The sequence below is a fragment of the Pseudomonas sp. Leaf15 genome, from assembly GCF_001421425.1.
Taxonomy (GTDB): Bacteria; Pseudomonadota; Gammaproteobacteria; order Pseudomonadales; family Pseudomonadaceae; genus Aquipseudomonas; species Aquipseudomonas salomonii.
In genome coordinates this window covers 84,708-96,816 of sequence record NZ_LMKI01000015.1, presented here as the reverse complement: position 1 = coordinate 96,816, position 12,109 = coordinate 84,708, and the positions used below count along the sequence as shown (strand labels likewise).

At 62.6% G+C, this 12,109-nt stretch carries 10 protein-coding genes and 2 riboswitches; of the genes, 6 read left to right on the top strand and 4 right to left on the bottom strand.

Going from position 1 to position 12,109, the window contains the following annotated elements:
- Nucleotides 1-6: 6 nt before the first annotated feature.
- Nucleotides 7-591: a Fe-S biogenesis protein NfuA gene (gene nfuA, locus ASE80_RS14195; RefSeq protein ID WP_017136914.1), complete on the top strand. Its 585-nt coding sequence runs from the start codon at nt 7-9 to the stop codon at nt 589-591.
- Between the two features lie 208 nt (nt 592-799).
- On the opposite strand, the gene cobM is transcribed toward nfuA, so the two are convergent.
- The 4 genes from cobM to ASE80_RS14175 all read right to left on the bottom strand — a co-directional run bounded on the left by cobM (nt 800) and on the right by ASE80_RS14175 (nt 2,906).
- Nucleotides 800-1,546, bottom strand: coding sequence for a precorrin-4 C(11)-methyltransferase (gene cobM / locus ASE80_RS14190; protein WP_056859471.1), 747 nt, complete (start codon nt 1,544-1,546; stop codon nt 800-802).
- Between the two features lie 69 nt (nt 1,547-1,615).
- On the bottom strand, nt 1,616-2,008 hold the full coding sequence (locus ASE80_RS14185) for a cobalamin biosynthesis protein (protein ID WP_056859470.1): 393 nt from the start codon (nt 2,006-2,008) through the stop codon (nt 1,616-1,618).
- A complete protein-coding gene (locus tag ASE80_RS14180; protein ID WP_056859469.1) occupies nt 2,005-2,706 on the bottom strand; it encodes a CbtA family protein in 702 nt (233 codons plus the stop codon). Before ASE80_RS14180 ends, ASE80_RS14185 begins: the two co-directional genes overlap by 4 nt.
- Nucleotides 2,707-2,717: 11 nt before the next feature.
- The gene (locus ASE80_RS14175) at nt 2,718-2,906 is read right to left on the bottom strand and encodes a CbtB domain-containing protein (protein ID WP_056859468.1); all 189 of its coding nucleotides are present in this window, start codon (nt 2,904-2,906) and stop codon (nt 2,718-2,720) included.
- 98 nt (nt 2,907-3,004) lie between these two features.
- Nucleotides 3,005-3,223, bottom strand: a riboswitch (cobalamin riboswitch).
- 214 nt (nt 3,224-3,437) lie between these two features.
- On the opposite strand from ASE80_RS14175, the gene ASE80_RS14170 reads away from it, so the two are divergent.
- The 5 genes from ASE80_RS14170 (at nt 3,438) to ASE80_RS14150 (ending at nt 11,940) form a co-directional block, all read left to right on the top strand.
- The gene (locus ASE80_RS14170; protein ID WP_156376411.1) at nt 3,438-4,877 is read left to right on the top strand and encodes a M10 family metallopeptidase C-terminal domain-containing protein; all 1,440 of its coding nucleotides are present in this window, start codon (nt 3,438-3,440) and stop codon (nt 4,875-4,877) included.
- Between the two features lie 108 nt (nt 4,878-4,985).
- Nucleotides 4,986-5,185: riboswitch (cobalamin riboswitch) on the top strand.
- Between the two features lie 92 nt (nt 5,186-5,277).
- The gene (cobW, locus tag ASE80_RS14165) at nt 5,278-6,339 is read left to right on the top strand and encodes a cobalamin biosynthesis protein CobW (protein ID WP_056859467.1); all 1,062 of its coding nucleotides are present in this window, start codon (nt 5,278-5,280) and stop codon (nt 6,337-6,339) included.
- Nucleotides 6,340-6,342: 3 nt separating this feature from the next.
- Nucleotides 6,343-10,104, top strand: a complete 3,762-nt coding sequence (cobN, locus tag ASE80_RS14160; protein WP_056859466.1) for a cobaltochelatase subunit CobN — start codon at nt 6,343-6,345, stop codon at nt 10,102-10,104.
- A gap of 181 nt (nt 10,105-10,285) precedes the next feature.
- Nucleotides 10,286-11,284 (top strand): ATP-binding protein, encoded by a 999-nt coding sequence (locus tag ASE80_RS14155; protein ID WP_056859465.1) that lies wholly within the window; start codon nt 10,286-10,288, stop codon nt 11,282-11,284.
- 53 nt (nt 11,285-11,337) lie between these two features.
- Complete coding sequence (locus tag ASE80_RS14150) at nt 11,338-11,940, top strand: vWA domain-containing protein (RefSeq protein WP_056859514.1); 603 nt, start codon at nt 11,338-11,340, stop codon at nt 11,938-11,940.
- Nucleotides 11,941-12,109 lie beyond the last annotated feature (169 nt).

Genomic DNA, 12,109 nt, shown 5'->3' with positions numbered 1-12,109 from the left:
GTTTCCATGACTGCCATAACCATTACCGACGCCGCCCACGATTACCTGGCTGACCTGCTGTCCAAGCAGAACACCCCAGGCATTGGCATCCGCGTCTTTATTACCCAACCCGGCACCCAGTACGCCGAGACTTGCATCGCCTACTGCAAGCCTGGGGAAGAAAAACCTGAAGACACCGCCCTGGGGCTTAAAAGCTTCACCGCGTACATCGACAACTTCAGCGAAGCCTTTCTCGACGACGCCGTGGTCGACTACGCCACCGATCGCATGGGCGGCCAGTTGACCATCAAGGCGCCCAACGCCAAGGTGCCGAACGTCAACGCCGACAGCCCGGTCAACGAGCGCATCAACTACTACCTGCAAACCGAGATCAACCCGGGGCTGGCCAGCCACGGCGGTCAGGTCAGCCTGATCGATGTGGTCGAAGACGGTATTGCCGTGCTCAAGTTCGGCGGCGGCTGCCAAGGCTGCGGCCAGGCGGACGTGACCTTGCGTGAGGGCATCGAACGCACCTTGCTCGAACGTATCCCGGAGCTCAAGGGCGTACGTGACGTGACCGACCACACGCAGAAAGAAAACGCCTACTACTGAGTAAGGTGTTCACTGCGAATAAAAAAACGGCGCCCCGTGAGCGCCGTTTTTTTATGCTTAAAATTCAGTGTCTTGCGCTATTTGTCTAACAAAACAGATTAACTGTGGGAGCGGGCTTGCTCGCGAATGCGGTGGGTCAGTTACAGTTATGCTGACTGACCCACCGCATTCGCGAGCAAGCCCGCTCCCACAGTTTGACCGCGTTTCTTCAGGGGCGATACAGATGCGCATGGCCTGCCCGATACAGCGACGACTCGCTGAAGCCATCACTGGCCAGCACCCGACCCACCACAATCAACGCCGTACGCCGAAACCCTTTGGCCGCCACCTTCGCGGCAATATCCGCCAAGGTGCCCACCACCCAATCCTGATCCGGCCACGTGGCGCGGTGCACCACGGCAATCGGGCAGTCCGCGCCGTAGTGCGGCAGCAGCTCGGCGACGATCTTCTCCAGATGGTTGACCCCCAGGTGAATTGCCATGGTTGTGCCATGCTGCGCCAAACTGTCGAACGCCTCACCGGCCGGCATGCTGGTTTTATCCGCATAACGGGTCAGGATCACACTCTGGGCGATGTCCGGCAGGGTCAGCTCTGTCTCCAGCAGCGCCGCGCAAGCCGACACCGCCGTTACTCCGGGAATGATCTGGAAGGGGATGCCCAACTCACGCAAATAACGGATCTGCTCGCCAATCGCGCCATACAGGCTTGGGTCGCCGGAGTGCACGCGGGCCACATCCTGGCCGTTGGCGTGGGCTGTCTTGATCAGCTCAATGATCTGCTCCAGGTGCAATTCGGCGCTGTTGACCACCTGTTCGGCCTGATGACCTTGCAATACCGCCGCCGGCACCAGGGAGCCGGCGTAGATGATCACCGGGCAACTGCGGATCAGCCGCTGGCCCTTGACGGTGATCAATTCCGGGTCGCCGGGGCCTGCGCCGATAAAGTAGACGGTCATGGGAGTTCCTGTTGAAAAACGGGCGAGCATGAAAGTTGCTCATGATCGAGGCGCGCAATTATCGGGATTTTAGTCGGCGCACGCCAATGCAAACGTCGCCTGGGCGGTTTTTTTGCGCGTGATCAACAGGCGGGCAGGGCGTTGGGACAGCTGTTCAGCCAGGGCCAGGGCCGCGCTTTCGGCGATGCCGTAGCAACCGGTATGCGCAAAAGCGACGGCTGACTTGTGGCTCAAGCGGTCTTCATAACCCGCCAATTGTTCTGCACTGAAACACAGCAAGGGCAGTTCCAGCAGCCGGGCCAGGGCCAGCAGGCCGGGTTCAGCCTGTTTGCGATCAATACTTGCCAGCGCCGTGACGCGTTGGCGTTCAATGCCGCCGTCGGCGAGGGCTGCGTCAAACAGGCCAAGCAGGGTGTGAACATCACAGCCGCGCTGGCAACCCAGGCCGACCACCAGCGTCATGCCGAGTATTGGCCATCGCGGTTGCGGCGAAACAGCCACGCGCTGATCCAGCCCAAGGCCAGCCAGAAGGCGACGTTGGTCAGTTGCGAGGCGATCTTGAACTGCGCTTCCAGGGCTTCGGGTGCCAGCATCGAATGCACTTGCGGTTGCGGCGCGCCGATCACGTGGGGCACGGCCAGGATCGCCACGCCCAGTATTTTGAGCAGCCAGCTACGACCAAACACCAGCAGCGCGATACCCGCGGCGGTAGAGGCCGCGGTGCCGATCCACCAGATCTGCCGTTGCGCCAGGTCGGCGGCAGCCGTGCCCGGCAACTCCGGCGGCAGCCCCAGGGTCGGCGCCAGTACAAACGTCGCGTAACCGGCCAAACCCCAGAGCAACCCTTGAGCCGTGCGGGTCGGCGCGCGCAAGGTGTAGAGACCGGCCAGCATCAGCGCGAAACCCACCGCTACCACCAGGTTGCCACCGGTGGTCGACAGCACACGCTGCCAGCCGTTTTCCGGCTCCCAGGCTTCGGCGTCGTGGGTGTGGGCTGCGGCGCCGGCGGCGTGTTCGTGGGCGACTTCGGCAACCGGGGCCTTTTCAAAGGTTTCCGCCTGCAAAATCAGCGGGGCGACCCAGAAACTTTGCAGCAGGGTCAGCAACAGGGCGGCCAACAGGCCGGTGAAACCTGCGGTTTGCGCAATACGCTTGATCATGTCGGCAGGCCTCAGTGGCACGGGAACGCGGCGCTGTGGCGGGTATCGTGGGCGGCGTTGTGCACCGCTTCGATATGCGAGAAACCGGCGAAGTACACCAGGCACGCGCCGAGGATCGACGCGCCGATGGCGGCGCCCAGGCGTTGGCTCAAGGTAGCGGTGCTGCTGGCGGTGTGCGAAGTGCTGCTGATGATCGACATGGCGCGTCCCTTCAGGGGTTCAGGGTGGCGCAGGCGCATGAAAACCCCGCGAGCCAGGCACGCAGGGTTCTGAACAGCGCCCGCCCACCGCGGGTTTGTTATCTGATTTTTTTCGGGCCGGTCTCCGGGCTTGCGAGGGGCGCTCTTGGGAAAAGAGTTGGGCCGTATCAAGTGTCTCCTTCCCATGCCGTCGGCACAGTGGATCTGACACTTCGCTCGCTTACCGTTGCGGGGGCAGCACCGGACTTGTCATCACGCGATGACTCACCGGTTTCCCGTTTCACCCTGTGAAGGGCACCCGAAACAAGATGTGTAGGAAAACACGGGCGAGCGCGGGTCGTCAAATGGAGCGAGGCGTACGGGTTGTGATAAGTGAGCTGGGGGTTAGTGACGCTATAGGGCCATGTGCTTTGTTGGAAACCAGGCACAAATGAAATGTCCTACGGGCTGGCCGTCGCGCAGCTGATTTATTTTTGTTCTGGCTTATTGGAAGGTGCCCGTCCTGAACGCCATGCGTGATTCATTTGTTCAATGGGATATTTAATTGTGTCGTCAATATCGCCTACCCGTTCCAACGCTCATGTTTTTTTTGAAAGCATTAATCAGACACAGGCTGACCAGCAACATTCTCCAGGCACCCATGCTGCCGAGCCTGCCGCTGGCGTATTACGTGCAAACGATCCTTACGCTGGGGCAGGCTCCGGCAAACGCTCTTTGTCGACTGACGGGATCGCCGATCAAATTGATCGAAAAAAGCGCAAGTTGAACGATACCAACGGCGATAAGTCGTTACGCGTGGCTTATTATTTTAGTGATGTCAGGGCGGGTGAAAGTGGTTTTAACGAGGTGCAAAAACAGCAAGCCAGGCGCTCGCTGCAAGCGTGGTCGGATGTTGCAAATATTACCTTTGAGGAACAGGCAAGCCAGGCTGATGCTCGCCTGAGCCTGGTTAACAGCACAGTGCCGGCGGTGGCCGATGCAATGTTTTCATCGTCCTGGGGGCTGGTACGTGTGAACCCTAATTACTCCAATAGTCGCACACCGAAAGTCAATGGCTTTGGGCGGCATACACTCACCCATGAGATCGGGCATGCGTTGGGTGCTGCGCATACCGGCAACTATAACGGCGATGGCAAAAGTGGCCCCTTCACCTATAAGGAACATGCAACCTATGCCCAGGACAGCCGGGCCTATTCGGTAATGAGCTACTTCGAGGCCAGTCATACGCATCAGGATTTTAAAGGTAAATATGCCTCGTCACCGTTGATGGCGGATATCGCCTGGGCTCAGAAAGTCTACGGCGCCAACCACAAGACCCGTAATACCGACACGACGTATGGGTTTAACTCCAATACTCTCCGAGATGACCTTTCTTTTAGTTCATCGCGTGACGACGCTGTGTTTTGTGTCTGGGATGGCGGAGGTAACGATACATTGGACTTCTCCGGTTATGGTCAGAACCAGGTGATCAATTTACGCGCAGAATCGTTCTCCGATGTCGGCCCAATGAAGGGCAATGTCTCCATTGCCAAAGGCGTTACCGTGGAAAATGCCATTGGCGGTTCAGGCAGTGATGTCTTGATCGGCAACCCTGCCGACAATCGTCTGACGGGCGGCGGCGGGCCAGATCAGATGGCTGGTGGTGCAGGCAGGGACACATTTGCATACGCCGACGCCAGCGATTCAACGTTGTACGCCCCGGACCGGTTGATAGATTTTGTCAGCGGCGAAGACAAAATCGACGTCTCCAGCTTGCTACGCAAACACCAGATCAACGCGCTGACGTTTGTTAATAAGCTGACGGGTAAGGCGGGGGAGGCGGGAGTAGGGTATGACCCGCAAAAGAACGAGTCTTGGCTTGTCATGGATGTGACGGGCGACGGCCAGATTGATTTTTACCTTGAAAGCCTTGGTCAGATCAGGATTTCCGATATTGCCGGGAATGTTCCTGTCAATTACCGCTACGTTTGAGTGGCGTGCCCCAAGCTCCGCCTGGGGCTGCAACCTGCATGGCAGTGCGATCGCACAGCCAGCGAGCAAATCCCGGGTGTTGAACATTGACCGCTCGCCGTGCACTGCGTAGCCTTGCTCGTTCGAGGTTCTTCGGCCCACGCCGAAGCTAAGAAGGGAACGCGGTCCAAGCCGCGGCTGCCCCCGCAACTGTGAAGGGTTCAGCTGACTGCCACGCCACTGCCATAACGGCGGGAAGGCGCAGCCAGCGCGGGTCTCCCGACTCGCAAGCCCCAAGCCAGGAGACCTGCCTCGCAACTGATTTTCTACTTAACCGGGCGGGGTGATCCGGTGACGAAATCCGCTGCTGCGCGCCGTCGCAGGGCCTATCGTCCCGTATGCCCGCCCCAAAGGGCATCCGATGAAAACACTGGCCAAACTCCCCGTCACCATCGTTACCGGCTTCCTCGGCTCGGGTAAGACCACCTTGCTGCGCCATATGCTCGACAACGCCCAAGGCCGTCGCATTGCGGTGATCGTCAACGAGTTCGGCGAGCTGGGCATCGACGGTGAAATCCTCAAGCAGTGCTCCATCGGTTGCACCGAAGAAGAGGCCAACGGCCGCGTTTACGAACTGGCCAACGGCTGCCTGTGCTGCACTGTGCAGGAAGAGTTCTTCCCGGTGATGCGCGAGTTGGTGGCACGTCGCGGCGACCTCGACCATATCCTTATCGAAACTTCGGGCCTGGCCCTGCCAAAACCGCTGGTGCAAGCCTTCCAGTGGCCGGAAATCCGCAGCGCCTGCACGGTTGACGCAGTCATCACCGTGGTCGACAGCCCGGCCGTGGCCGCCGGCACCTTCGCCGCTTTCCCGGACCAGGTTGACGCCCAGCGCAAACTCGACCCGAACCTGGACCACGAATCGCCGCTGCACGAGCTATTCGCCGACCAACTGGCCAGCGCCGACCTGGTGATCCTCAACAAATCCGACCTGATCAGCGCCGAAGACCTGGCCCGCGTGCGCCTGGAAGTCGCCGAGGAACTGCCGCCGGCGGTGAAAATCGTCGAAGCCAGCAGCGGTCGCCTGCCACTGGACGTGCTGATCGGTCTGGGCGCCGGTTCCGAAGAACACATCGACGGCCGCCACAGCCACCACGATCATCACCATGACGGTGAAGACGATCATGACCACGATGCATTCGACTCCATCTCCATCGACCTGCCGCAAGCCGACGAAGCGCTGCTGCTCGACGCCCTGACCCAGTTGGTGGTGCAGCACGGCATCCTGCGCGTCAAAGGCTTTGCGGCGATCCCGAACAAGCCGATGCGCCTGCTGATCCAGGGTGTGGGCACGCGCTTCGACAAACATTTCGACCGCGCCTGGGGCGCCGACGAAGCGCGCATCACACGCCTGGTGCTGATCGGCCAGGAACTGGACGCGGCGGGCCTCGAAGCGCAATTGCGCGCAGCGCTCAGCGTTTAACCCATGCACCTGCTCAGGACTCAGCCGGGTGGTTTCGTTTCGGACGACAATATTGCCGACTTGGGCCAAACCCCCGCCGAGCTGGTGATCCTGTGCAGCGGTGACTCCAGCCTTGCGCTGTTGGCCGAGGCCGGCCAGCAGTTGCCCGACGACTACCCCAGCTTTCGCCTGGCCAACCCCATGCAGGTGCAAAACCATGCCTCGGTCGACCTTTACGTCGACGAGGTGCTGCGCCACGCCAAGGTCATCCTGATTTCGCTGCACGGCGGCATCGGTTATTGGCGTTACGGCATCGAGCGTCTGGTGGAGTTGGCCGAGCGCGGCGTGCAGTTGATTCTGGTGCCGGGCGACGATCGCCCCGACCCGGAACTCAGCGGCTTAAGCACCGTTGGCATGGCTGAGCGCGACCGCCTCTGGCACTTTCTGCGCCAGGGCGGTTTGGGCAATGCGCTGGATTTTTTTCGTTGCCTGGCCAGCAGCCACCTGGGCCGCGACTACGCCTGGGACGAGCCGCAAACCCTGGCGCGCACGGCCATTTACCACCCGCATAAACCCCACCCACGGCTGAACGACTGGCAGGCCGATTGGCGCGCCGACTGGCCGGTGGCGGCGGTGTTGTTCTACCGCTCGCACCTGCAGGCGGCCAATACCGGTTTTATCGACGTGTTCTGCCAACGCTTGCAGGCGGCGGGTCTTAACCCGCTGCCGATGGCGGTGGCCAGTTTAAAAGAGCCCGGCTGCCTGACGGTGGTCGAGGACCTGCTGGATGAAGTGCAGGCGGCGGTGATTTTGAACACCACCGGCTTTGCCCAATCCAGCCCGGAAGCCCCGCACCTGCGGCCGTTTCGCCGCAACATCGCGGTGATCCAGGCGATCTGCGCCCAGGACAATCAGCCCGGTTGGGAGGCCAGTGAACAGGGCCTTGGCCCGCGTGACCTGGCCATGCACATCGCCTTGCCGGAACTGGACGGGCGTATTATCAGCCGGCCGATCAGCTTTAAAGATTTGGCCTGGCGCAGCGAGCGCAGCCAATCCGACGTGGTGTGCTACCGCGCAGCGCCGGAGCGCATGGATTTTGTCGCTGAACTGGCGCGGCGTTGGGTCGAACTGGCGCGAGTACCCAATGCCGACAAACGCATTGCGCTGATCCTGGCCAATTACCCGACCCGCGACGGCCGCATCGGCAATGGTGTCGGCCTGGACACGCCGGCGGCGGCACTGAATATCCTGCGGGCGCTGCAAGCCGAAGGTTACCCGGTACCGAGTGAGTTGCCCGCCAGCGGCACGGCCTTGATCCATGAGTTGCTTGGCGGCGTCACCAACGACCTCGACAGCCTCGACCTGCGCCCGTGCCATCAAAGCCTGGGCCTGGACGACTACGAGTCGATGTTCCAGCGCTTGCCCGACGCCAATCGCCAGGCGGTGCTGGAACGCTGGGGCGTGCCGCACACCGACCCGATGTGCCGCGACGGGCGCATGATGATCGCCGGCCTGCGCCTGGGCCTGACCTTTGTCGGCATTCAGCCGGCACGCGGTTATCAGGTGGACCACAGCGCGGTGTACCACGACCCCGACCTGGTGCCGCCCCATGGCTACCTGGCGTTCTACTTCTGGTTGCGCCACACCTACGGCGCCCATGCCGTGATCCATGTGGGCAAGCATGGCAACCTTGAATGGCTGCCGGGCAAGGGTGTCGGGCTGTCGCAACAGTGCTGGCCGGACGCGCTGCTCGGGCCATTGCCGAATATTTACCCGTTTATTGTCAATGACCCAGGCGAGGGCGCCCAGGCCAAGCGCCGCACCCAGGCGGTGATCATCGACCACCTGATGCCGCCGCTGACCCGCGCCGAAACCTACGGCCCGCTGCGTAACCTGGAGCTGTTGGCAGACGAATATTACGAAGCGCAGTTGCTTGACCCACGCCGTGCCCTCGAGCTGCAAAAAGACATTCTCAAGCTGGTGCGCGAAACCCGTATCGACCAGGAACTGGAGCTGGACAACGACGCCGACGCAGCGGTGTGGCTGCCGCGCCTGGACACCTACCTGTGTGACTTGAAGGAGTCACAGATCCGCGACGGCCTGCATATCTTTGGCGAGTCGCCCGAAGGCCGCCTGCGCATCGACACCTTGCTGGCCTTGCTGCGTATTCCCCGTGGCGATGGGCGTGGCCCGCAATCGAGCCTGCTGCGGGTGTTGGCCAAAGCCTTCGAGCTGGGTTTCGACCCGCTCGATTGTGCCCTGTCCGAGCCCTGGACCGGGCGCCGTCCCGAGGTGTTACAGAAGATCGATGCGCAGCTGTGGCGCACCGCCGGTGACACCCGTGAACGTCTGGAGCTGTATGCCGCGCGGCTGATCGAGCAGGCGCTCGAAGGCCCGCTCGAACAGCTCGAAGAACCCGGTTGGGAGGACGTGAAGTCGGTCATCGAAGGCCTGCGCATTGTTGTCGCGCCGCGCCTGGACGCCTGCGGCCCCGCCGAAATGCGCGGCTTGCTGGATGCCCTCAGTGGTCGTTTCGTACCGGCTGGCCCCAGCGGTGCGCCAAGTCGTGGCCGCCTGGACGTGCTGCCCACCGGGCGTAATTTCTTCAGCGTGGACGTGCGCAACCTGCCCACCACCACGGCCTGGCGCATCGGCTTTCAATCCGCCAACCTGATCCTTGAGCGGCACTTGCAAGACCACGGCGACCATTTGCGCCAACTCGGTCTGTCTGTATGGGGCACCGCCACCATGCGCACCGGCGGCGACGATATCGCCCAGGCCATGGCGCTGATGGGCGTGCGCCCGGTATGGGCCACGGGCAGTCAGCGCGTGGATGATTTTGAAATCCTGCCGGTCAGCCTGTTGGATCGCCCTCGGGTGGATGTGACGCTGCGCGTGTCCGGGTTCTTCCGCGATGCCTTTGCCAACCTGATCCGCCTGTTCGACGCGGCGGTGCAGGCAGTGGCGGCGCTGGATGAACCGGACGACATGAACCCGCTGGCCGCCAAGGTGCGCAGTGAGCGTGAAGCGTTGCTCGAGTCGGGCCTGGACGAGGCGGCGGCTGCGAAGCAGGCGGGCTGGCGCATCTTTGGCGCCAAACCCGGTGCCTATGGCGCGGGCGTGCAGGGCGCGATTGACGGTCGCCTGTGGCAAAGCCGCGAAGACTTGGCCGAGGTCTACCTGAACTGGGGCGGCTACGCCTATGGGGGCGCCGATGAAGGCACCGCTGCCCGCGAACAATTCGCCCAGCGCTTGAGCCAGGTCCAGGCGGTTTTGCACAACCAGGACAACCGCGAACACGACTTGCTCGATTCCAACGATTACTACCAATTCCAGGGTGGCATGCTCGCCGCCGTGGAAACCCTGAGCGGCGACAAGGCCGCCAGCTACCATGGCGACCACAGCCAGCCGGACCTGCCGAAGATCCGCACCTTGAAGGAAGAGCTCAACCGGGTGATCCGCTCCCGCGCCGCCAACCCCAAGTGGATCGACGGCGTGAAACGCCACGGTTATAAAGGCGCGTTCGAGATGGCGGCCACGGTGGACAATTTGTTCGCATTCGACGCCACCACTGCGCTGATCGACGATCACCAATACGCCTTGCTTGCCGACGCTTACCTGCTCGACGCCGACACCCGCGCCTTTGTGCAGCAGCACAACCCCGCGGCATTGCGAGACATGACCGAACGCATGCTCGAAGCCCAGCAGCGCGGCATGTGGCAGGAGCCGGGCGCGTATCGTGAGGCGTTGGAAAACCTGTTGCTGGACATAGAAGAAGACACCTGATGACCGATATTCCCACACTGTGGCGAGCGGGCTTGCCCCGCGTTGGGCCGCGTAGCGGCCCCAATAAGGTCAACCTGGTTTTCCTGAAAGAACGCGGCGTTTGGATTTAGGGCTGCTTCGCAGCCCAACGCGGGGCAAGCCCGCTCGCCACAAGAAATAGCAGAATTTAAAGAGAGCAGGTATGACCGATATCCCCCATTTCCCGCTGTCCGCCGTGGTCGGCGCCGATGAGCTGAAACTGGCGCTGTGCCTGACCGCCATCGACCCGAAAATCGGCGGCGTGCTGATCGAAGGCCCACGCGGCATGGCCAAATCCACCCTGGCGCGTGGCCTCGCGGACCTGCTCGCCAGTGGCCAGTTCGTCACCCTGCCATTGGGCGCCACCGAAGAGCGCCTGGTCGGCACCCTGGACCTGGACGCCGCGCTGGGCGAGGGCCGCGCGCAATTCTCCCCGGGCGTATTGGCCAAGGCCGATGGCGGCGTGCTGTACGTCGATGAAGTCAACTTGCTTCCCGACCACCTGGTGGACCTGCTGCTGGATGTGGCTGCCAGCGGCACCAACCTGATCGAGCGCGACGGTATCTCCCATCGCCATTCGGCGCGTTTTGTGCTGATCGGCACCATGAACCCGGAGGAGGGCGAGTTGCGCCCGCAACTGCTCGACCGTTTCGGCTTCAATGTGGGGTTGAGCGGGCAGACCTTGCCCAGCGAACGCGGGCAAATCATCCGGCGCCGCCTGGATTTCGACAGCGACCCGGCGGCGTTCTGCCGCCAATGGGCCGAACCGCAGGCGGCGTTGCGTGAGCGCTGCACCCAGGCGCGCCAGCGGCTCGACAGCATTGAACTGGACGACCAGGCCCTGGCGCAGATCACCGAGCGGTGCTTTGCCGCCGGCGTCGATGGCTTGCGCGCCGACCTGGTCTGGTTGCGCGGCGCGCGCGCCCATGCCGCCTGGCGCGGCGCGGCTGCCATCGCCGAGGAAGATATCGAAGCGGTGGCCGAGTTCGCCTTGCGTCATCGCCGCCAACCGCAGTCGCCGTCGACAAGCCCGCCCGATCAAGGCCAGGCTGCAAAACCGTCTGACACCTCACCCGGCCAGGGCCAGTGGGGCGATATGCCCGCGCCCGCATTGCCCACGGGCGCCCGCCGGGAAGTACCCGCCTGGCCAAAAAAGCCCTAGGCATTCGCCCTCGACCTGACGCGGGGGCGGATGCCCGGCCCAAGGCAGGGCGACTGGAACACGGCAGGCACGGCAAGGCGCGCGGCGCCCAGCGTGGCGCCATCAATTGGCCGGGCACCTTGCTCGGTGGCCGCCCGCAGTGCCGTGAGGATCTGCTTTATCACCTGCGTAGCCGCACGCCTCATGAGCTGTGGCTGGTGATTGTCGATGCCTCGGCGTCCACCCGCCGCCATGGCGCGCTGAGCGACGCCAAAGGCCTGCTCGCCCAGCTGTTTGATGACGCGTATCGACAGCGGGCGCGCATGGCGTTATTGACCGCCAGCGGGCACGCGCCTAAATGGCAGGTGCAGGGGCTCAAGGCCGCCAAAGGCTTGACCGGCTGGTTGGCGCAACTGGGCGCCGGTGGCGGCACGCCGTTGCTGGCGGCGTTGTCCGAAGCCGGCCAATGGCTGCAAGCACGCCGCCAGCGTTACCCGGCAGAGCAGCAACGGCTGCTGGTGATTACCGATGGGCGACTCAAGGCTATCGCTGGGTTGCCTGTGCTCGATTGCCCTGGATTGCTGGTGGATATCGAGCGCGGCCCGATCAGGCTCGGCCGCGCGAAGCAGCTGGCGCTTGAGCTGCAACTGGACTATCGGCCTATCGATAGCCTGTAGGCTTAATAAAACTGAACCTTGCCTGATTCCCGCTTGTCCCCGCTTCCCATGTCACCCCCTGCCTGCCAAATCCCTTAATTTTCCAAGCCTGCCGGAAGCCACTCCAGGCCCCCGGCTGCGCCCGCGATTTTTTTCCGGCGCCAGCACACCCGCTTCAAACGGCAGCTGA